Below are 19,533 nucleotides of genomic sequence, written 5' to 3'. Positions count from 1 at the left end.
TCATGGTGCGGGGGGCTGCCCGGCCAACTTGTGGCCGTGCGCATCGTAGAGGCTCAGGTCCACGTCCTTGAACACCTTGGTCATGTGCACGATCTGGGCGGTGTGCGCGGAGAAGTGCTCGACGACGTGCGTGACCGCTACCAGTCCGCTGACGTCGTACCCCTGGATTACGTAGCGGGCCGCGAGGGCGGGCCCGTCCGCCTGTGCCAGCACGGCCAGCCCGTCCGTGACCGCCTGCGTCAGCCCGGCCAGGATCGTCGCGGTCGGCAGCGGGCCGCGTTCGGCGAATTCCGCCGGCCGGTCCCGCGCGAAGGCTGCGCCGTGCAGCCCGGCGATAAGCCACTGACGCACGTTGCCGGTCAGGTGGAGGATCAGGTTGCCGACGCTGTTGGTATGGGCGTTGGCGCGGTGCCAGATTTCGGCGGGACTGAGCAGTTCGGCGCAGCGCGTGATCTGACCGAGTTGCTCGCGGAGCTTGGTGCTCGCGTGCTGCGTGAAATCGCGGGCGAGGTCGGCATTCACAAGGCGGCTCCTTTCGGTTGACGATTTCCGACCATGATAGCCGGCGGGGGCCGGCACGCGACGCACCGGCGGCGGTTTGACACCCGCACAGGCCCTACCTATCATCGCCGCCATGTGGAGTCATCGAGGCGCGGCGATGCGTCGGGGGGGCGTGGGCAGGCGATGAAGACCGAGTTGTCGAGCACAGAACGGGCCGGGCAGGGGCGGCAGATCCTCATCATGGTGCTGGCGGCGCTCCTGCTTGGGTGCCAGATCGAGTCATCCGACGTCGAGAAGTCGATCTCGGCGTATCGGGACCGGATGCTCGTGCAACACCAGCAGCAGGCGACGCCGCCGGACGATGCGGCGCCCATGCGCCGGCGGGGCGGCCCCCTCGTACAGCCCGTGGCGGCGCAAGCGCAATTGCCGGCCCGCGCGTCGCTGATGACCCAGCCCGCCGCGACGTCGCAGCCGTCCCCCGCCGAGGTGCTCGACGAAATTCCCGACCCGAGCGACGCACCGGCGGTGCAGGCCCGACGGCTGGAGCGGCTGCGGCAGGAGGAGGCCAACCGGCCTGACCAGCGGATCGTGCGTGCCAGCGAGCGGATGTATCAGCAGGCGAACGAGTATCTGGCGATGCTGGCGCGGCCGGAGCAGGTGCGGCTGAGCCTGTCCGAGTGCATCCAGCGCGCGATCGAGAACAACTACACGATCCGGATCGAAGCGCACAACCCGGCCATCGCCCAGACGCAGGTGGTGGAGGCCGAGGCGGCGTTCGACGCGGCGTTTTTCCTGGACACCTCGTGGGCCAAGCGCGACCAGGCCACCGCGTCGTCGTTCGTGCCCGGGACCAGTGACACGCGTGCCATCAGCGGCGGGATCCGCAAGCTGCTGCCCACCGGCATGCAGGCCTCGGTCTCGACCGGTCTGACGCGGTCAAAGAACGATCTGCCGGAGCAGTACCAGACGCTCAACCCCTCCTATTCGACGAACTTCATCACCGAGCTGCGCCAGCCGCTGCTGCGGGGTTTCGGGCTGGACGTGAACCGGGCGCAGATCAACATCAACCGGCTGAGTTTCGAGATCAGCCAGGAGGCGTTCGTTCAGCAGGTGCGTGACACGCTGCTGGAAGTCGAGCGGACATACTGGCAGCTGGCGCAGGCCCGGCGGCGCGTGGCGATCTTCGCGCTGTCGACCGCGCAGTACCTGGTGACGTACCAGAACATGGTTGAGCGGCTCGACCACGATGCGACGCAGGTCGAGGTGGAGAACTCGCGCTCGCGCTGGCAGAGCCAGTACGTGAGCTACCTCGAGACGGTGAAGCTGGTGCGCGACGCGGAAGACCAGCTCAAGAACGTGCTGAACGACCCCACGCTCAAGCTGTCGGACGCCATCGAGATCATCCCGACCGAGACGCCCTACGTTGCGCCGACGGTGGTGGACCACTTCGCCGAGGTACGTACGGCGCTCGACCGGCGGACCGAGATCATCCAGGCTCGCAAGCGGATCGACCAGACCCGCATCGGCACGGCGGCGGCCAAGAACGCGATCTTGCCGCAGTTGGACGTGACGTTCCAGTACGAGGTGCAGGGGCTGAAGGACACGGCGGACAACAGCTTCGACAACCTGACCACCAACCGATTCATCTCGTACAGTCTGGGCGCGAGCTTTGTCTACAACTTCGGGGAGCGGGCCGCGCGGGCCGCGCACCGGCGGGCCCGACTGCAGGAGCAGCAGGCGGTGGTGTCGCTGAACCAGATCACGGACGCGATCGTGCAGGAGGTCAACCTTGACATTCGCACGCTGATGGTGCGATACGAACAGCTTCCGCCGGCGCTCGAATCGGTCAAGGCGGCCTCGTTGAACCTGCGGGCGCTGCAGGCTCGCACGCAGCGGATCGACCCGAACTACCTGCAGACGGAGCTCGGCGCGGTGGAGCAGCTTGCGAGCACGCGGTCCACGCTGCTGACCGTGGTCACCGACTACAACATCGGCATCGTGGAGCTCGAGAAGGCCAAGGGCACGCTGCTGGAATACAACAACGTGGCCGTGTCCGATGTGCGCTCGGCCAAGTGAGCCGGCGCCGGGCGGCGCGGGCCCGCGGCGCCTGGGCCGGGTCGGGTGGTGGCTGGCGCCGGTGCTCGGGCTGGCGTGCTTCGCCAGCAGCGCGACCAATCATTTCGCCTACGACGACCAGCCGCTGATCGTCGATAATCCGCGCATCCGCAACCTCACCGATTTCCGTGCGCTCTGGCTCTCCGACTGGTGGAAGCTGGCCGAGAGCGGCCCGGAGTCCAACCCGCGCCGCGACCGCCTGTATCGCCCGTTGACGCTGTTCAGCCTGGCGCTGAATTACGCGGTCCACGGGTATCGACCGCTCGGTTATCACGTGGCCAACATCGCGCTGCATGCCGCCGTGTGCCTGCTGGTGTGGCAATTCGCGCGGCGGCTCGTGCAGGATGAGGCCGTCGCCACGGTGGCGGCCGTGCTGTTCGCGGTCCACCCGGTGCACGCCGAGGCCGTCGCCAACGTCGTGGGACGGGCGGAAGTGCTGGCGGCCCTGTTCCTGTTGCTCGGACTGCTCGTGCTGTTGCCGCGGGCGGGCCGGCCGGGGCTGGGCCGCGTCGCCGGGGCGACGCCGCTGTTCCTGTTGGCGCTCTTGTCGAAGGAGTCCGCGGTCTGCTACCCGGCGGTGGCGCTGCTGGTACTGTGGTTCGCGCAGCGCGGCGCGCGGCGGACATGGCGCTGGTGGGCGGGTGCGCTGGCGGTCCTGCTGCCGCCGCTGCTCGTGTATTTCCCGTTGCGTTACCTCGCGCTGGATCACGTGCTGTTTCGCGGTGAGCCGGCGGACGTGCTGATGAATCCGCTGGTGACGGCGGCGGCCTGGCAGCGCGCCGTGGGCGCTTTGACCGTGCTCGGGCACTATGCGCGGCTCATACTCGTGCCAGCCAAGCTGAGCTGCGACTACGGTCTGGCGATCATCGATCCGCGCCACGGCGTGACGGCGCTGAGCCTGCTGGGCCTGGTCGCGGCGCTGGCGCTGCTGCTGGCGCTGGTCGGCTTCTGGCGCGGCGGTGCGCTCGGACGGACGCTGGCGCTTTTGACGGCGCTGAGCCTGGCGAGCTATGGGCTGTTCTCGAACACGCTGTTGCTGATCGGCGTCGCGGTGGCGGAGCGGGTCATGTACTGGCCATCCGTGCCGATCCTGATGCTGGTGGCGCTGGGCGTGGTCGAGCTGTGGCGGCGCCATTGCGCGCCCGGCCAGGCGCTGGCGCAGAGCGCGCGGCTGCTGCGCCTGCTCGGCGTGCTGCTCGTGGCGGTGCTGGGGCTGCGCGCGGCGCTGCGGAACGGCGACTGGAGCAACACGGCGCGGCTGTTCGGCAGCGACGTGCAGACGTACCCGGCCGGGGCGTACCTGAATTTCGGCTGTGCCGTTGAACTGCTAAAGCTCGCGGCGCGGACCGAGGTGCCCGAGCAGCGCCTGGCCATCTTACAGGAAGCGCTGCGCTATGCCGACACGGCGGTGCGTCTGCACCCGAGCTACGCGGAGGCCCTGGCGCTACGCGGGGAACTGCATGCCCAGCATGGAGAACTGGATCTGGCGCTGCTCGATGTCGAGACGGCGCTCGAGCTGGATCCGCGCAACCGCAACGCGCGGGCGACGCGCCAGGCGCTGCTGCAGGGCGGCGATGCGGGGCGGCGCCTGGCCGCGCTGCGCGCGCAGGCCGCCGCGCAGCCGGACGATCCGCAGGCCCGGCTGGAACTGGGCCGCGCGCTGCTACAAAGCGGATTGTACGAGGAAGCCCGCGCCGCGCTGCGCCGGGCGGTGGAGCTGGCCCCCGAGAACGCCGTCGCCCTGCGCGAGCTGGCCAAGGTGCTGTACCTGACCCACGCGGAGGATGAGGCCCGGGCGCTCTTCGAGCGCGTCGTGACACTGGATCCGGAGGATTGGGAGGCACACACGAACCTGGCGCCGTTACTTGCGCACAACGATCCCGCGGCCGCCCTGCGGCATGCGCTGCGGGCACACGAGCTGCGCCCAGGCGAGCCCCGCACCGGCATCAACCTGGCGGAAGCATACGAGCAGAATGGCCAGCGGGCCGCGGCCATCGAGCTGTACCAGCGCGTGGAACGCGGCTTGGACGCGGATGACCCGCTCAAACGGGTAGTCGCGCAGCGCCTGGAGTTTCTGCGCCGCCGGTGAGCGGCGGCCGGCATCACGTGACCGGCAGCTCGCCGAGCAGGGCGACGGCCAGGCGCTCGCCGACAAGCTGAGGAGCGACGTTGCGATCCAGCATCACTTCGGCTTCGCCGATGGCCAGAATGCACTGGTCGAGCAGCGCGGGCGACGCCTCCCGCGCCAGCGTCTCGGCCCGGGTGGCCTGCGGCAACACACGCAGCGCCGCGGCGCCGCTCTGAATCAGCAGGGCGTCGCGGTACGTGGCGCCTATCAGCAGCAGCACAAGCTTGTACGCGTCGCGCAAGACATCCGTGGGGACCTTGCGGGATGACTTGGACGGCGTGTCGTCGTCCTCATCCTCGTCCTCGTCCTCGTCGTCCTCCATGTCCGCTTCATCCGTCGGCTCGGGCTGTGCCCGCATGGCCAATTCGGTCGCCAGCGCGACGAGCGTCTTTCCGAATGTCTCCAGATCGGCGTCCGGCACGCGCGCGAGGCACGTGTTCACGTCGCTGAGGGTCGCGAGCAGGTCGAACGCGTGCCACTGCAGCGCGACGCCGAGCCGGCCATCAGCCAGGCCAGCCAGCGCGCGGGCGTCCGTCGGATCGAGCCCGGCCCGCGACTGCAATTCCCGGGCGACGAACGTCGTCGGCAGCAGCCCAAAGGGGATGCGCTGGCAGCGCGAGCGGATCGTCGGCAGCAGGCGGTCGGCCGAAGACGTCACCAGGATCAGGCATGCCGTGCCGGGGGGTTCTTCCAGCGTCTTGAGCAGGGCGTTCTGGGCTTCGTCGTTCATGCGCTCGGCGTCGCGGATGACGAACACGCGGCGGCGGCCCTGCGTCGGCTTCATGGTCGCCGGCTCGATGAGGAAGTGGCGGACGACGTCGATGACCAGGAACAGGCCCTTCTGCCGGCGGATTTTGGGTTCGGGATGGAGCTTGTGCAGTCCGCGGTGAATCAGGTGAAAATCGGGGTGGTTGCCCGCGGCGAACACCCGGCAGGCGGGGCAGCGTCCGCAGGCGTCGGCGTCGGCCGCGCGCTGGTCGTCCTCGCAGAGCAGCTGGGCCGCCAGCGCACGGGCGGCCAGTTCCTTGCCGACGCCTGCCGGCCCCTCGAACAGGTAGGCGTGATGCGTGCGACCGCTGCGCAGGGCCCGGCGGAGGATGGACACCGCGCGTTCCTGGTGGCGGACCTCACTGAGCTGCACGCTGCACCGCCTCCTGGACGTCTTGCCAGACTGCGTCCGCGTCGCGGCTGGCGTCGATCAGCACGACCGGCGTCGGATAGACCGCCGACAGGTCGCGGAAGTTCTGGCGCACCTGGCGGTGAAACTCGAGCGGTCGCCGCTCCATCGCGTCGGCGGTCGCGCCGTCGAACATGGTCGTCTGGCCGGCATCGTCGCGCTTGCCGACGTGGTGCGGCTTGCGGCCCGTGCGACCGAAGCCGACCTCCGGCGGGAGATCCAGCACGATGGTCAGGTCCGGCCACGTGTCACCCACGGCCAGCCGCCCGAGCGCGATGATCTCGGTCGCCGGCACGCCGACCGCGCCCTGGTACGCACAGGTCGCGGAGATGAACCGGTCGCAGAGCACGGTCTCGCCGGCCTGGAGTGCCGGGCGGATCACCTCGGCGACGAGCTGGGCGCGAGAGGCCATGAACAGCAGCGCTTCGCAGCGCGGGTCCATCCGGGACAGGTCGTAACCGAGTAGAATGTGACGGATGCGGTCGCCGATCTCGGTGCCCCCCGGGTCGCGGGCCCGGCGGCAGCGACCGCCTTGGCCGTCGATCCAAGCGGCGAGGCGCGTGAGTTGCGTGCCTTTGCCGGAGCCGTCGGGGCCGTCGATGACGATGAATTTTCCGCCGAGACTCATGGTGTGAAACTTAGTGGAAACGGGCGTGGGCAGCAACCGCGGAGTGCGGCGCGGGTAAATGTGGCGGCAGCATGAATGGCGGCATGAGCGGGGACGAGCATGGAGTGGGTCACCTGGTTGCTGTTCGAATCCGTGGCGGCGCTGGGGTCCGTGCTGGGGCTGGTGCTGTTCGCGCTGCTGGTGCACTGGCGCCGCAGCGGTCAGGTCCGCCCCCTGCTGCTCGGCCTCGGCGTGGCTGCGGCACTGTTGCTGGTCCAGGTACTGGTGGTCACGCGTCGCGAGCACGCCGGGCGTATCCTGGCGGCGATTGAGCGCGACATCGTGGCCGCGCGCACGGCCGCCCTGGAAGCGGCTCTGGCGCCAGACTTCGAGAGCGAGGGCCTGGGTCGCGATGACTTCCTGACCTATGTCCGCCACCAATTGGACCATGTGCGCGTCAACTGGATCGATCGGTGGGAACTCAACGTCCGCGAGTCGCAGGCGGAGGCGTTCCACGTCTCCGTCACCTACCTGTCGGATGTGCGGCTGGATTCCTATGCGGGCACGCTCAACACGGCGTGGTCGCTGCGGTTCGTGCGGACGCCCGCAGGCTGGCGCATCGGCGAGATTCACGCGCTGCACGTTGGAGGCTATGACCGGCCGAGCTGGCGCGCGATCAACCGGCGCTGACCGCCACCGTCACTGCGGGTACCGCGCGGCGATGGGCATGCGGCGCCCGAAGCCGAAAGCCCGCGAGGTGACCTTCAGACCGGGGGCCGCCTGCCGGCGCTTGTACTCGCTGAGCTGGATCTTGCGCAGCACGTCCGTGACCACGGCCCGCTCGAAGCCGGCGGCGACGATCTCGTCAGCATCTTGCAGACGGACTTCGTAGCGCTCCAGGATTTCATCCAGCACCTCGTAGGGCGGCAGCGTGTCCTGGTCTGTCTGGTTGGGACGCAGCTCGGCGGAGGGTGGCTTGGTCAGCGTGCCCTCGGGGATCAACGGCCGGCCGGCCCGCACGTTCATATACCGTGCCAGCGTGTAGATCATGGTCTTCGGCACGTCGCTGATCACCGCGAGCCCGCCGGCCATGTCGCCGTACAGCGTGCAGTAGCCCACGGCCAATTCGCTCTTGTTCCCGGTCGTCAGCAGCAGGCGGCCGAACTTGTTGGACAGCGCCATGAGAATGACGCCGCGCGTGCGGGCCTGGATGTTCTCCTCGGCGATGTCGGGCGGCCGGCCGGCGAAATGCGGCTGCAGCGTGCGCTCGAACGCGGCGTGCATCGGCTCGATCTCGATCTGCGCGTACTGGATGCCGAGGTTTTCGGCGAGCACGCGGGCGTCGGTGACACTGTGGTCGCTGCTGAAACGGCTGGGCATCGCGACGCCCTGGACGTTTTGCGGGCCGAGCGCCTCCGCCGCCAGTACCGCGACCACCGCGGAGTCGATGCCGCCCGAGAGCCCGACCAGGGCGGCGTGGAACCCACACTTGCGCAAGTAGTCGCGCAGGCCGAGCACAAGTGCCGCGTGCAGGCTGGCTGGCCCGTCGGGCTGCAGCGCGCGCCGCGTGGCCGGCAGGTTGCTCAGTTCCACGAGCAGCAGGTCCTCGGCAAACGCCGCGGCCTGGCCGACGAGCCGGCCGCCGGCGTCGACCACCGTGCTCGAGCCGTCGAAGATGAGCTCGTCGTTGCCGCCCACCTGGTTGACGAACAGCAGTGGCACGCGATGGCGCCGGGCGTGCTCCGCCATCAGCCCGAAGCGCAGGTCATGCTTGCCGAGGAAGTACGGAGACGCCGCGATATTGAGCACGACCTGGGCCCCGGCGGCCGCGAGATCCTGGATGGGGTCGCAGTCGTACAGCGGCTGGCCGAGCATCTCCTCGCGCGACCACATGTCTTCACAGATCGTCACGCCCAGACGCAGGCCGCCCAGTTCGACGACCGGTTGCAGTCCGCCCGGTTCGAAGTAGCGCACCTCGTCGAACACGTCGTACGTCGGCAGCAGCCGCTTTTGCCAGCGGGCCAGAACTTGCCCGCGGTGCAGCAGCGCCGCCGCGTTGAACAGCGGCCGGCCGAACGCGCGCGTGCTCGGCTCCGCGTAGCCGACGATCACGGCCACGTCCGTCGCGGCGGCCGCCAGTTCTGCGAGGGCTGCCAGGTTGCGTTCGATCACCTCGCGGCGCAGCAGCAGGTCCCGGGCCGGATAGCCGATCAGGGTCTGCTCAGGAAATACCGCCAACTCGGCCCCCGCGGCGGCGGCGCGCCGCATCCCGCGCAGCACCGCTTGCGTGTTCCCCGCGATGTCGCCGATGGTCGGATTGGTCTGAACGAGCGCGATCTTCATGCGGGCAGCTTATCCGGCGCCGCGCGGCGGTGCCACGGCCGACGGGCCGGCGGTTACGGCGACCAGCGCAGGAACAACAGCGTGATCAGCGCGACCAGCGCACCCAAGGCCAGCACGCCGGTGACGACGAGCACGATCAGATAGCGCCGGGTTTGTTCGCGCACCAGGGCCATCATGGCCGCCTGCTGCTCATGCTGGGCCGCATGCAGGCGTTGCAGCACTTCGACCTGGGCCGTGCCGGACGAGCCCAGCGTGTCGACCGCCCGCCCGAACTGCTGCAGCGAGTGCATGAGCTGCGTGTCGGACTCCTGCGCGATCTCGAGGTGCCGCGCCACGGTGCGGATGGCCTCGGCCTGCGCGAGCAGGGACTCGGGCACGCGGCTGAGCGTGGCCGTGAGCGACGATGCATTCTTGCCCGCAGACTCGGTGTGCTCGGCGATCGAGCGCAGATACTCGCCGTGGGCGCGCTGCGCCGCGGCCAGTTGTTCGAGAGTGCCGCCGACGCGGTCGAGCGACCCGGCCAGCTCGGCCGCGCGCTGGTCCTGCTGCCGGAAGTGTTGCTGCAGCGCTTCGGCCAGCTCGACGACGCGCAGCGCGGTTTCGCGGGCCTGCGCGCTGCGCGCCGCGGGCCGGCGCCAGAACGGCTCGGCGTGATTGCCGCTGCGGTCGAGCGGGGCGGCCACCGAACTTTCCAGCCGGCCGCTGGACTCGAGCGCGCCCGGTCGGCGGTCCCGGCCCATTCCCGAGTCGGTGCGAAACAGACTGCCCACCCGCTGCCAGAATGAGACTTGCGCGGCCATGCGCTCTACCTCCCGGGTCGCACTGCGACCCGCGTTCCCGGCGGCCATTATAGGGCCTCCGGGGATAGCCGGCGAGACGCCGGCGCGTGCTTGGGCGGTTCCGGCCGCGGGTTCGGCTGGAGGCGGTCAAGGGCCATGCACCGGCGACCGATCTGTGCAGGGTGTGCCACTCGCCCGCGCGCCGGAGAGTGCTGTGACGATCAGCGGAGTGTTATCGGGACTGGTCGATCCGTTTGGGAGCGGCTTTGCGCTCGCGCGTCTGGCCGCACGGATCGAACCGTTGCGCGCCGTGGGGACGCGCCCCGAAACGCCGTCTGAGGAAGCCGCGACCGAGGACGGTGACACGGTCGAGCTGAGCCCCGCGGCGCGGGCCGCGCAGCGCGCGGAGCAGCTCGGTCGTGAGGAGCAGGAACGCGTCGCCGAATTGAAGCAACGCGACGCGGAAGTGCGCCGGCACGAGGCGGCCCACCAGGCCGCGGCCGGGGCCCACGCACACGGCGGCGCCCAGTTCGAGTACGAGACCGGCCCCGATGGGCGTCAGTACGCGACGGCCGGCGAGGTGCACATCGATACGTCGCCCATCGAGGACGATCCGGCAGCCACCATCCGGAAGATGGAGACCGTGCGGGCGGCGGCGCTCGCCCCGGCCGATCCTTCGGCGCAGGACATGCGGGTGGCGGCGGAAGCCGAAGCGGCGATGCAGCGAGCGCGGGCGGAACAGGCCGCTGCCACGGCTGAAGCGGCGCGCGGTTCAAGGGGGATGGTTCAGCGGGCGGCGGTGGGCGCCTATGGCGCCGCGAACGGCACCGCGACGCTCGGATTCGATGTGCGTGCCTGAGCCTGCGAACGCCGGCCGCTAATACGCCTCGCTCTTACCGCCGTCTAGACTCCCGATTGCCTTGATGAGGTCCTTGATGGGCTCGGCCGGAGCGAAGAGCTCGGTGCGGATGCTCTCGGGCTCGAGGTAGAGCGTCGCGCCAGCCAGGGGCGGCTGCTCGTCCTTCAGTTCCACCGCGGGCACGGGCAGCCCGAACTGGGCCAGCATGCCACTCACGCTGCGGAAAACCGCGGGCAGATCGACCACCAGACAGCATTGCGGATCGGCGCTGAAGTGTTTGAACAGGCTGGTGACCCGGGCGGCGGTACGCAACGGCGGACGTTCGGTGTCCAGGATGTCCGCCAGCCGGGCGCGGGCCTCGGTCTGCGGGCCGAACGCATAGGCCAGCCCCTCTGGGTGCGGCGCCATGTACAGCGTGGGATCCCTGCCGTAGAGCGCCTGGAGCATGGGCTGGCGCAGCGCCGCATCGGTGTCAAAATCGAACTTGTACACGTCGGCGTCCACGCCACCGATTCTCTCCGGCTCGCCGCGGGCCAGCGCGCCGGGGAACGTGCCCCAGGCGTTGACCAGCTCGGGTGTGAGTTCCCAGATGGAGCGCATCTCGCGCTGCACCGCCGGTCCCTCGCGCGTGAGATACAGGCCCCAGTAGAGCAGGCCGCGCTCCTCGGGGCTGAAGCTGAACACGGCGCTGCTGCCGGGCACGCGGCGATTCATCTCGATGGTCTGTTTCATGACCGTGGCGAGCTTCTCGCCGTCGATCTTCTCCTTCACCGCGTCCATCCGTAGGATGGCCCTGGACATCGCTTCCTGTGGCCCCACGGCGCCGGGGGCTTCCTCCCACTCGAACGCCATGAGCACCGGGGCCGTAGTGGTCGGCAAGCCGCGCAGCAGGTCCCGCCGCGGGCGCTGCACGCCCTGAAGATAGCGCACGACCTGGCCGTCGGCGTCGAAAGTCGCCCGGCCGTCCGCGCAAACCCCCTGCGCGTCGATGCGCACGGTGGCCACGAAGGTACGTGACTCGGCCACGATGTTCTTGACCTGCTCCAGCATCCAGTTCCACACCTGCATGCCGAGTTCGGCGTCCGGCCCGGCCGCCGCCATTCCCATGTACATGCCCTGTGAGACCAGCGTCATCTGTGCATCGATCACGCTCTTCCACGCCGGGATATCGACGTACAGCGCGACTTGCCGCTGCGCGAGGCACGGCGCCAGCGCCGCGGCGCAGCGCTCGCCGCCCTTGCCGCGCGCCTCGAGTGCCCGTCGCAGCTCGGATTTCTCACGCGCCAGGATGGCCACCCCGTTCGTGCTGGCCGCCAGGAACCGCTCGGGGCCGAACTCGTAGACAAGCGTTTCGTCGTCCAGCCGGGTCGGCTGCGTCGTGCCCTTCCAGCCTTCGTCCCGCGCGAGCGTCGCGAGCAGCAGCGGCTCATCGTGCGCCGCCGACAGCGCGAGGACCAGCGCCCCGTGCGTGTCCAGCGCGGCCGCGTTGGCACCTAGCATCTCGGTCAGCATTTCGCGGGCGTTCACTTCGGCCAGCTCCGGCAGCACGATCGCCTTGCCGAAAGCCGCCACGCCGGTCGCCAGGCCGTCCATGCTCGGCACGATGATCAGCAAGTGTGTGTCATCGGGGACGTACTTCAACACGCGTTCCACGCCTGCCGGCAACGCCGCCGACTGGCTGGTCGGCGCCTGGCCCCATGCCACCCACGGCAACCCGAATGCCAGCCCCGCCAACGCCAGCATCCTTCGCATGGTTCGTCTCCTGCGACATGCATGCTCGAGGTGCCAGCACGCCATGGTCTCGCTCGAGCGTCCACCTGATTAGATCGTGACTGGACCGCAAAGTCGATCCGGCGTGGACAACTTTCGACAAGCCCGGCGACCTGGCGGCGGCGGTACGCTATCGGACGCTGTCGGCCCGCCGGGGCTGGTTCTTGCAGACGGACCGGCGTTCGGTCGATGCTACCTGGAGACGGCCGCGCGCGGCCCAGTCCAGGATGCAGGCAATGTCCGATCAGCAGCCGAGTTCCTCCATCGTCAGCGACGACGAGATCCAGGCTGCGCTGGCGGAAGCCGAGCGACAGGCCGCGGGGATTCCGAGCCTGGACGACGGCACAGTGATTCCGGTGGAGGGGCCGCGGATGTCTCCGGCGCCGCGCGAGCCGCTGGTCAGCGCGCCGCCGCGCCCGGTGCCGCCCCCGAGCATGCCGCCCGGTCCCGAACCGCAAGCTGCCCCCGAGGCCCCGCCCACAGACACGGCCCACGGGCTGGTCTATCGCTTTCTGGACACCCTGCTGGCGGCGGCGAATTGGCCGTTCGGGTGGATCCCGCTGCCCGTGCGGCGACTAATCGGGCTGGTCGCGCTGGCCACGCTTGCCGTCGCGGTGGCGGCGGTGCTGGTGCTGCCACGGGTGTTTCCGCCGCGCGAACTCGTGCCGCGCCCCGCTGCACAGGCGACGGCAGCCCAAACGCCGCCGGCGGAACATGCGGCGCCCAAGGCGGGCCACTGACGACCGGGGGCGGTCACTTCGTACTCTGTTGGCCGGCGGTCCCGGCCGGGGCCAGGACGGCCTCAACCGTGGTGGCGTCCGGCGCTGCGCCAGCCCGGCGCGCAGGCCACAGTAGCCGCCACGCCAGTCGGCTCAATCCGGCCAGCACGACCAGCACGATCTGCAGGACCAGGACCTGGCGCGGGGTCAGCGCGAACCACAACGCGCAGAGTGCGAAGAGCAGGTAGCGTGCCCCGCGGCCGACGAAGTACGCCAGGGCAAAGCGCACGCGCGAGTATTCCCGCAGAATCGCCAGCCAGCGCACGGCGTCCACCGGAATCGGAATGAACGCGACCAGTGCGAGCAACTGAAACGGGCTGCGGTCGAACCAGCGCAGCGCCCAGCCATAGACGCGTGCCCGCCGGATGCGCCGCCCCAGGCCAAACCGCAGCACATACGTGAGCAGGTGGTATTCGTTGAGGTTCGCGACGACGGTGGCCAGGCTGAGCACGCCGGCGACCAGCGGCACGCGTAGCCACGCCGTCTGCACGAGCGTGTATTCGGGCAGCGCGGCGAGGAAGACGATCCACGCGGTCGGCAGCGGCAGGAAGGCGTTGCACAGCGAGAGATAGAAGCACGTCAGCGCCAGCACCCACACGCGCAGCGCGAACGCGTCGCCCTGCTCGGAGCGCTCGAAGGATGCCAGCGCCGCGAGCGCCCAGGCGAGCATCCACATGATGAAGAAGGCGAACCAGGCGCGCAGGCCGGGCAGGCTGTGTTCCGCGGCCGGGCCGTCCGGGCTGCCTGCGCCGTCAGTCAACGAAACACCCGTCGCGCATGTGCAGCACGCGATCCGCCTTGATCGCGAGCTGCTCGTTGTGCGTGATCATGACGACCGTCTGGCCCTGCTCGCGGTGCAGCTCGGACAGCAGCTCGAGGATTGCACTCGCGTTGGCCGAATCCAGGTTGCCGGTCGGCTCGTCCGCAAGCAGCAGCGCCGGGGCGCCCACCACGGCGCGGGCGATCGCGACGCGCTGTTGCTGCCCGACGGAGAGGTACGCGGGCTTCTTGTGCGCGTAGGCGCTCAGCCCGACGCGCTCGATTAACCGGTCCACCTGCCCGTCGGCCACGGCGCCGCGCAGCCGCAGCGGCAGACCGACGTTGCCGCGCACATTCAACGTCGGCAACAGGTTGAAGCGCTGAAAGACGAAACCGAGGGCGGCGCGCCGCAAGGCCGTGCGGTCGGCGTCGCTCAGCCCGCGCGTGTCGCGACCGGCGATGCAGAGCCGCTCGGCCTGTGTGGGCGTGAGCATGAGGCCCAGCACGTTCAGCAGCGTCGTCTTGCCGCAGCCCGAGGGGCCCATGATGACGACGAACTCGCCGCGCCGCACCTGGAGTTGCAGGCCGTGCAGCACGGGTTCGACCACGGCGCCGTGCGTGTACGCATGGTGCAGGCCGGCGACGTCGATCATCAGGGCGTCATTCATTCGCGACTCAAGGCCACGGCCGGATCGAGGCGGGCCGCCCGGTATCCGGGATACAGCGCGCTGAGCGTCCCGCCGGCCACGCCAACCAGGACGGCAATCAACCAATCGTCGCCACCGAAGTCGACCGTCAGCAGCGGCTTGATGACCGCGAGCAGCGCCCGGACGCCATACGCCAGCGCCAGGCCGATCGCGACGCCGCCCAGCGAGATCAACAGGGCTTCGTGGACGGACAGCCGCACCAGTCCCAACCGCGTGACGCCGAGCGACTTGAGGATGCCAATCTCGCGCGTGCGTTCGATGACCATCGTGTACATCGTCAGAAGGATGAACAGAAAGCACGCGGCCAGCGCCACGCCGCTGGACGCGTTCAGGTACAGGCTGACCGACGCGAAGCTGGCCCGGAGCAGATGGCCGTACTCGCTCTTCAACTCGACGCGCACGTCGGCCGCGAACTCGCTCTGGAAGCGGTCGGCCGTGGCCGCGGCGTCCAGCCCGGGGCGCAGCTTGACGAAGTACATGCTCGCGGTCGGCTCGCCGGCGACCACGATCTCGCGCAGCGTCTGGAGCGGGGCGAACACGCGGCCGGCGACACCGGTCTCGATGATGCCCACGATGCGGAAGACCTGCCCCATGATCTGGACCTGGTCGCCGAGCTGGTAGTTGCCTACGCGCTGCAACCGCTCGTCGATCACGAGTTCGAGCCCGTCGGCAATGTACGCGGCGTAGGCGGGATCGCTCATGCTCGCGGGCGCGGTGGCCCCCGCGCGCACGCGGTCGGCGAAGGCGCTGGCCCGGTCGAACAGCCCGCCGGCTACGACGCGATACGATGCCAGGAAGAGCGGCATCTGCGCGGGATCGACACCGAAGAGCCGTTGCTGCTGCCCGCCCATCTGCACCTGGCCGAAGAAGACGGGGATGACCGCGGTCGCCAGCGGGCCGTGCGCGTCGCTGAGGGTCTGCAGGCGCCGCTCGTGGCTGGCGCGGAAGGGGGCCCCGTTGGTGAAAATGATGTTGTCCTGGGCCGGCAGGATGACCAGCTCGGCGTTCACGCTCTGCATGCGCTGGTTCACTTCGGCCAGCGAGCCGTCGGCCAGCCCGCGCGACACGAGCATCAGCATGATGCCGATGCCGACCGCGAGCGCGCTGAGCGCCGTGCGGAGCTTGTGGTGCGTCAAGTTGGCCCAGGCGAGCGCGAGCATGCCGGTCCTTTGCGCGGCGAGCGCCTAGCGTCGTTCGTCGGTCGCGAAGTCACGCACCGCAGCCGGGATGTTCCAGATGTACACGATCAGGGCCCCGGCCAGCGCGGCGAGACTGAGCACGCCCACCACCAACGCAGCTTGCGTGACGGTCTCGAAGCCGAGCATGACCGTCACCACGCTGAGCCAGACCCAGGCAATCAGGAGCCAGCCGGCCAGGGCGGCACTGCGGCCGCGAACCGAGCGGCCCCACGGCACTGGGAGGACCTGCGCGAACGCGCCCTGGGCCCCCACCAGCAGTACTTGGCTCTGCAGGCCGGCCGCAATCGCCAAAGCCGCCACGATCAGCCACTCCGTCGCATCGGGGAGCGTGAGGCCCACGCGCAGCGGCTCATTCAGCGCCAGCACCAGCAACGCCCCCAGCCACAGCGGCGAATAGTAGGTCGCACGACCCATCAAACAGTCTCGGACAGACTCGCGACCGGCGCCACCCCCGGCCGGCGGCCAGGACCCAGCGCGTCACGCTGCACAAACATGGTATCATCGCACACGCGGTCGTGGGCGTCCACGGCCGCGCGACGAACTGCCTGTTCGGAAAGACACCGTGAGCCGGGTCAGGATAGTCCCGGCCGCGGGAGCGGTTCGCCGCGCAGACCGGTTCATCCCAGAGGAGCGTCGCGATGTGCCGAATAGCCCTGTTGTTCGGATTGGTTCCTGCGGCCGCGCTGGCGACCGACCCCCCGCCCTTGGCGCGCCCGACACCCGCGCAGGCCGCCTGGCATGACCTCGAGTTCGGGATGTTCATCCACTTTGGCCCCGCGACCTGGCAGAACCGCGAGTACGACGACCTTTCGACTCCCCTGAGCGACATCAACCCCGCGAAACTCGACACCGACCAGTGGGTCCGCGTCGCCGAGAGCCTCGGTGCCAAGTACATCGTCTTCGTCGCGAAGCACACCGGCGGCTTCTGCTGGTGGCAGACCGACAGCACTGACTACGGCGTGCGCAACACGCCGTGGCGCAACGGGAACGGCGACGTCATGCGCGACCTCGCCGCGTCGTGCCGCGCGCGTGGCATGCGCCTCGGCGTCTACCTCAGCCCTGCCGACGTCAAGCACGGCGTCAAGCTTGGCGGCAAGTGCGCGACGCCGGAAGCCCAGGAAACGTACAACCGGCTGTATCGCCAGCAGCTCACCGAGCTGCTCTCGCGTTACGGCGAGATCGTGGAGGTGTGGTTCGACGGCAGCATCGTGGTTCCCGTGGGCGACATTTTGAAAGCGCGCGCCCCGGATGCGATGGTCTTCCAGGGGCCGCACGCCACGATTCGGTGGGTGGGCAACGAACAGGGCTATGCTCCGGATCCCGCCTGGAACACGCTGCCGGCCGCCGCCGCCCGCACCGGCGAAGCCACGGCGGAGCACAGCGATCCCGACGGCGACGTGTGGATGCCGCTGGAGTGTGACACGGTCAACGTCAGCCCGCATCACTGGTTCTGGGGCACGAAGCCGGAGCGAAAGCTTCGCAGTGTCGAGGAGTTGCTCGACGTCTACTACCGTTCGGTGGGGCATGGTGCCGTGCTGCTCTTGAACCAGACGCCGAACACGGACGGCTTGATTCCCGAGGATGCCGCCGCGCGGGCGGCCGAATTCGGCGCCGAGCTGCGGCGGCGTTTCGACAAGTGCATCGCCGAGACCAGCGGCACAGGAGAGACCGTCGAGTTGTCCCTCGACAAGCCGACGCGGATCGATCACGTCATCACGATGGAGCAGATCACGGAAGGGGCGCGTGTGCGGGAGTACGTTGTCGAAGGACTTGTGAACGGGCAGTGGCAGGCGCTGTGTTGTGGCACGTCGATCGGACACAAGAAGATCGACCGGTTTGCGCCCATCGAAGTCGCGAAAGTGCGCTGGCACGCGGTCCGGGCCGTGGCGGAACCGTGCATTCGCCGCTTGGCGGTCTTCCTTGTGGACGCACCGCCGGGGGCGGCGTCCGGGGGGCGGCCATAGCGCCGACCGCGCTTGGACGCCACCTGGGAGGGTCGCATAATGATAATGATCGTCCATTTTTCATACTGGCGGAGCGACCCTTGGCGATCAGGCGTAACACGAACCAGCGCAGAGCGATTCGGGATGCGATCGCCAACGCGGATCGCCCGCTGGACATCCAGGAGATTCTGGACGGTGCGGTTGGGCAGACGCCGGGGCTGGGGGTTGCCACCGTCTACAGAACCATAAAGCTATTACTGGAAGAAGGTTGGATCACGAGTGTAAGTCTCCCTGGCGAGCCGCCGCGCTACGAGCTCGCCGGCAAGCCGAACCATCATCACTTCCATTGCCGTGACTGCGGGCGGCTGTTTGAACTGCCGGTCCGGGATGAGCTGCTCTCAGGCCTTGCCCCCAAAGGCTTTGTGCTCGATAGCCGCGATCTGGTCCTCAGCGGGCAGTGTGCCGACTGCGCGCGGGGCGCGAAGCGCTCGTCGTCCCAGCCGACCGCCGACGCTTGACACACCTGTAATACACGGTAATACAATCAGGGTTAGTGGCAATGCCGCCGGTTTGAGGTGCGCGCGTGGGTAGTGCGAGGCAGAAAGAGAGTGTCGTCACGTTCAAGGCCGACAGTTCACTGCTGGAGGCGCTGCGGAGTATCCCGAACCGCTCCGAGTTCATCCGGGCGGCCATCCTCCAGGCGCTCGACAACCACTGTCCGCTGTGTGGTGGCACCGGCGTGCTCACGCCCAACCAGAAGAAACACTGGGAGACGTTCGCGCTGGCGCACCCCCTGCGTGAGTGCGGCGACTGCCACGAGGTGCACCTGGTCTGCGCGCAGGATGAGGGGCCGCATGGACACGCGGAGTCGTAATGGTCGGGGCCTGAACACGTCGGGTAGAGGTTGCTTATGCAGAGGCTGGTAATTTCCGTCGTGCTGATCAGCACCGTAGCGTTCGCGCGTGCGCAACAGCCGTCCGCCGGACGTCTGAGCGTCGCGGTGAGCATTCTGCCGCAGGCGTACTTCGTGGAGCGCGTCGGTGGCGAGCATGTCAACGTCGAGGTGCTGGTCGGGCCGGGGCAATCGCCCCACGCGTTCGAGCCGACGCCGAAACAGCTCGAGGGCCTGTCGCGCGCCCGGGTGTATTTCACGGTCGGCATCGACTTCGAGGAGGCATTGCTGCCACGCATCCGGCAGATGTTTAACGACCTGAAGGTCGTGGACACACGAGCCGGCGTGCCGCTGAGGAGCATGACGGCGACGGAGGCCGAGGCGGAGGCGGCGCACGAGCACGGTCATGACCACCATCACGACGCGGATCACAAGCACGCCGATCACGCTCCGACCGGTCGGCCCGACCCGCACATCTGGCTGAATCCGCTGTTCGTGAAAACGCAGGCCCAGACAATCTGTGCTGCGCTGACGGAGTTCGACCCGTCGCACGCCGAGCAGTTTCGTGCCAACCTTGCCGCGTTCCACGCCGACCTGGACCGCGTGCACGCCCGCATCACGGAAGCCCTGGCGCCGCTGAAGGGGCGGGAGGTCTTCGTGTATCACCCGGCGTTCGGCTACTTCACGGACGCCTATGGGCTGAAGCAGGTGCCGGTCGAGATCGAGGGCAAGGAGCCGACGGCGCGGCAGCTCGCGGAGCTGATCACGCGGGCCAGGTCGGCCGGGGTGCGCGTCATCTTCGTGCAGCCCCAGTTCGGCCGGAAATCGGCCGAGGCGGTGGCCAACGCGATCGGCGGGGCGGTCGTGCCGATGGACGACCTGGCGCGCGACTATCTGAAGAACCTGGAGGCGATGGCCGCGCAGATCAAAACCGGGCTGGAAAAGCGTCCGGGCTAGGGCCCGGTGCGAATCGCG

At 69.1% G+C, this 19,533-nt stretch carries 19 protein-coding genes; 9 read left to right on the top strand and 10 right to left on the bottom strand.

Going from position 1 to position 19,533, the window contains the following annotated elements; genetic code table 11:
- Entirely contained in the window at positions 1-522 is a 522-nt protein-coding gene (locus KA383_12070) for a DUF1572 family protein (GenBank protein MBP7746857.1), read from the bottom strand.
- Between the two features lie 162 nt (positions 523-684).
- Between KA383_12070 and KA383_12065 the strand changes: the two genes are divergently transcribed.
- Both KA383_12065 and KA383_12060 read left to right on the top strand, forming a co-directional pair.
- The gene (locus KA383_12065; protein MBP7746856.1) at positions 685-2,577 is read left to right on the top strand and encodes a TolC family protein; all 1,893 of its coding nucleotides are present in this window, start codon (positions 685-687) and stop codon (positions 2,575-2,577) included.
- A complete protein-coding gene (locus KA383_12060; GenBank protein MBP7746855.1) occupies positions 2,558-4,705 on the top strand; it encodes a tetratricopeptide repeat protein in 2,148 nt (715 codons plus the stop codon). Before KA383_12065 ends, KA383_12060 begins: the two co-directional genes overlap by 20 nt.
- Before the next feature lie 13 nt (positions 4,706-4,718).
- On the opposite strand, the gene holB is transcribed toward KA383_12060, so the two are convergent.
- Entirely contained in the window at positions 4,719-5,885 is a 1,167-nt protein-coding gene (gene holB / locus KA383_12055; protein MBP7746854.1) for a DNA polymerase III subunit delta', read from the bottom strand.
- Positions 5,872-6,549: a dTMP kinase gene (gene tmk / locus KA383_12050; GenBank protein MBP7746853.1), complete on the bottom strand. Its 678-nt coding sequence runs from the start codon at positions 6,547-6,549 to the stop codon at positions 5,872-5,874. The genes holB and tmk overlap by 14 nt, the downstream gene beginning before the upstream one ends.
- A 99-nt stretch (positions 6,550-6,648) precedes the next feature.
- Here tmk and KA383_12045 point away from each other — a divergent pair, with 99 nt between their 5' ends.
- Positions 6,649-7,218: a hypothetical protein gene (locus KA383_12045; protein MBP7746852.1), complete on the top strand. Its 570-nt coding sequence runs from the start codon at positions 6,649-6,651 to the stop codon at positions 7,216-7,218.
- Between the two features lie 9 nt (positions 7,219-7,227).
- On the opposite strand, the gene KA383_12040 is transcribed toward KA383_12045, so the two are convergent.
- Both KA383_12040 and KA383_12035 read right to left on the bottom strand, forming a co-directional pair.
- The gene (locus tag KA383_12040) at positions 7,228-8,871 is read right to left on the bottom strand and encodes an NAD+ synthase (GenBank protein ID MBP7746851.1); all 1,644 of its coding nucleotides are present in this window, start codon (positions 8,869-8,871) and stop codon (positions 7,228-7,230) included.
- A 53-nt stretch (positions 8,872-8,924) separates the two neighbouring features.
- Positions 8,925-9,671, bottom strand: coding sequence for a hypothetical protein (locus KA383_12035; protein ID MBP7746850.1), 747 nt, complete (start codon positions 9,669-9,671; stop codon positions 8,925-8,927).
- On the opposite strand from KA383_12035, the gene KA383_12030 reads away from it, so the two are divergent.
- The gene (locus KA383_12030) at positions 9,670-10,509 is read left to right on the top strand and encodes a hypothetical protein (GenBank protein ID MBP7746849.1); all 840 of its coding nucleotides are present in this window, start codon (positions 9,670-9,672) and stop codon (positions 10,507-10,509) included. The two genes, KA383_12035 and KA383_12030, sit on opposite strands and share 2 nt — an antisense overlap.
- Before the next feature lie 18 nt (positions 10,510-10,527).
- Here the strand turns inward: KA383_12030 and KA383_12025 are convergent, their stop codons facing one another.
- On the bottom strand, positions 10,528-12,261 hold the full coding sequence (locus tag KA383_12025) for a hypothetical protein (protein MBP7746848.1): 1,734 nt from the start codon (positions 12,259-12,261) through the stop codon (positions 10,528-10,530).
- 254 nt (positions 12,262-12,515) lie between these two features.
- On the opposite strand from KA383_12025, the gene KA383_12020 reads away from it, so the two are divergent.
- Positions 12,516-13,019 (top strand): hypothetical protein, encoded by a 504-nt coding sequence (locus KA383_12020; protein ID MBP7746847.1) that lies wholly within the window; start codon positions 12,516-12,518, stop codon positions 13,017-13,019.
- Positions 13,020-13,032: 13 nt separating this feature from the next.
- Here KA383_12020 and KA383_12015 read toward each other — a convergent pair whose 3' ends face one another.
- From KA383_12015 to KA383_12000, 4 genes are read right to left on the bottom strand one after another with little or no spacing between them, the layout of a single operon-like run.
- On the bottom strand, positions 13,033-13,818 hold the full coding sequence (locus tag KA383_12015; protein ID MBP7746846.1) for a hypothetical protein: 786 nt from the start codon (positions 13,816-13,818) through the stop codon (positions 13,033-13,035).
- On the bottom strand, positions 13,811-14,485 hold the full coding sequence (locus KA383_12010) for an ABC transporter ATP-binding protein (GenBank protein MBP7746845.1): 675 nt from the start codon (positions 14,483-14,485) through the stop codon (positions 13,811-13,813). Before KA383_12010 ends, KA383_12015 begins: the two co-directional genes overlap by 8 nt.
- Positions 14,482-15,684 carry an ABC transporter permease gene (locus KA383_12005; GenBank protein ID MBP7746844.1) on the bottom strand — a complete coding sequence of 401 codons (1,203 nt, stop codon included), beginning with the start codon at positions 15,682-15,684 and terminating at the stop codon, positions 14,482-14,484. Before KA383_12005 ends, KA383_12010 begins: the two co-directional genes overlap by 4 nt.
- Before the next feature lie 24 nt (positions 15,685-15,708).
- On the bottom strand, positions 15,709-16,137 hold the full coding sequence (locus KA383_12000) for a hypothetical protein (GenBank protein MBP7746843.1): 429 nt from the start codon (positions 16,135-16,137) through the stop codon (positions 15,709-15,711).
- A 224-nt stretch (positions 16,138-16,361) separates the two neighbouring features.
- Between KA383_12000 and KA383_11995 the strand changes: the two genes are divergently transcribed.
- The 4 genes from KA383_11995 to KA383_11980 all read left to right on the top strand — a co-directional run bounded on the left by KA383_11995 (position 16,362) and on the right by KA383_11980 (position 19,515).
- A complete protein-coding gene (locus KA383_11995; protein MBP7746842.1) occupies positions 16,362-17,687 on the top strand; it encodes an alpha-L-fucosidase in 1,326 nt (441 codons plus the stop codon).
- An 86-nt stretch (positions 17,688-17,773) separates the two neighbouring features.
- Positions 17,774-18,184 (top strand): transcriptional repressor, encoded by a 411-nt coding sequence (locus tag KA383_11990; protein MBP7746841.1) that lies wholly within the window; start codon positions 17,774-17,776, stop codon positions 18,182-18,184.
- Between the two features lie 65 nt (positions 18,185-18,249).
- Entirely contained in the window at positions 18,250-18,540 is a 291-nt protein-coding gene (locus tag KA383_11985; GenBank protein ID MBP7746840.1) for a CopG family transcriptional regulator, read from the top strand.
- A gap of 36 nt (positions 18,541-18,576) precedes the next feature.
- Positions 18,577-19,515 carry a zinc ABC transporter substrate-binding protein gene (locus KA383_11980; protein ID MBP7746839.1) on the top strand — a complete coding sequence of 313 codons (939 nt, stop codon included), beginning with the start codon at positions 18,577-18,579 and terminating at the stop codon, positions 19,513-19,515.
- Positions 19,516-19,533 lie beyond the last annotated feature (18 nt).

The sequence above is a fragment of the Phycisphaerae bacterium genome (genome assembly GCA_017999985.1).
Lineage (GTDB): Bacteria > Planctomycetota > Phycisphaerae > UBA1845 > Fen-1342 > JAGNKU01.
This window is presented reverse-complemented; position numbering and strand designations above follow the sequence as displayed.

Coding starts and splice junctions, on each gene's coding strand:
- KA383_12065 (MBP7746856.1), top strand. CDS start 685: ATGAAGACCGAGTTGTCGAGCACAGAACGGGCCGGGCAGGGGCGGCAG.
- KA383_12060 (MBP7746855.1), top strand. CDS start 2,558: ATGTGCGCTCGGCCAAGTGAGCCGGCGCCGGGCGGCGCGGGCCCGCGG.
- tmk (MBP7746853.1), bottom strand. CDS start 6,549: ATGAGTCTCGGCGGAAAATTCATCGTCATCGACGGCCCCGACGGCTCC.
- KA383_12045 (MBP7746852.1), top strand. CDS start 6,649: ATGGAGTGGGTCACCTGGTTGCTGTTCGAATCCGTGGCGGCGCTGGGG.
- KA383_12040 (MBP7746851.1), bottom strand. CDS start 8,871: ATGAAGATCGCGCTCGTTCAGACCAATCCGACCATCGGCGACATCGCG.
- KA383_12030 (MBP7746849.1), top strand. CDS start 9,670: ATGCGCTCTACCTCCCGGGTCGCACTGCGACCCGCGTTCCCGGCGGCC.
- KA383_12035 (MBP7746850.1), bottom strand. CDS start 9,671: ATGGCCGCGCAAGTCTCATTCTGGCAGCGGGTGGGCAGTCTGTTTCGC.
- KA383_12025 (MBP7746848.1), bottom strand. CDS start 12,261: ATGCGAAGGATGCTGGCGTTGGCGGGGCTGGCATTCGGGTTGCCGTGG.
- KA383_12020 (MBP7746847.1), top strand. CDS start 12,516: ATGTCCGATCAGCAGCCGAGTTCCTCCATCGTCAGCGACGACGAGATC.
- KA383_12010 (MBP7746845.1), bottom strand. CDS start 14,485: ATGAATGACGCCCTGATGATCGACGTCGCCGGCCTGCACCATGCGTAC.
- KA383_12005 (MBP7746844.1), bottom strand. CDS start 15,684: ATGCTCGCGCTCGCCTGGGCCAACTTGACGCACCACAAGCTCCGCACG.
- KA383_12000 (MBP7746843.1), bottom strand. CDS start 16,137: ATGGGTCGTGCGACCTACTATTCGCCGCTGTGGCTGGGGGCGTTGCTG.
- KA383_11995 (MBP7746842.1), top strand. CDS start 16,362: ATGTGCCGAATAGCCCTGTTGTTCGGATTGGTTCCTGCGGCCGCGCTG.
- KA383_11980 (MBP7746839.1), top strand. CDS start 18,577: ATGCAGAGGCTGGTAATTTCCGTCGTGCTGATCAGCACCGTAGCGTTC.